Annotated in this window: 1 protein-coding gene; it reads right to left on the bottom strand. The window is 42.6% G+C overall.

The window, feature by feature from the left end:
* A partial coding sequence (locus GPK58_RS12700) for an RNA-guided endonuclease InsQ/TnpB family protein (protein WP_215638772.1) occupies positions 1-411 on the bottom strand: 411 nt, incomplete at both ends.

Genomic DNA, 411 nt, shown 5'->3' with positions numbered 1-411 from the left:
GCAAAATAACGGTCTACTTTTATAAGATGTTTTCCGCATTCTTCCAGCTTGTATCCCAGCATGAACAGAAACTGCCCGTACCCGTTATCCTGCACACCTTTCCCAAGGTGCAGTCCTCCGGACATTCCCTTCATATTCAGATCTTCCACACATACTGCATCATATCTTTCCGCAAGCTCCCTGCTGAGCTTATGCTGGAAATCTTTTCTCTGGTTCTTTATCTTTTCATGACATAAAGCTACCCTTTTTTTCTGTTTCTGATAGTTCCGGCTTCCTTTTTCACAGTGGGAGAGCTTTCTCTGTTCTCTTGCAAGTTTTTTCTCTGCTTTTTTGTAAAACATAGGGTACCCGGCTCTTTCTCCTGTAGAAAATACACACATTCCCTGCATGGCAAAATCGATCCCAAGAAAT

Source organism: Blautia sp. MCC270, from assembly GCF_018785605.1.
Taxonomy (GTDB): domain Bacteria; phylum Bacillota; class Clostridia; order Lachnospirales; family Lachnospiraceae; genus Blautia_A; species Blautia_A fusiformis.
The sequence above is the reverse complement of the archived record's forward strand: the minus strand, read 5'-3'. Positions and strand labels throughout refer to the sequence as shown.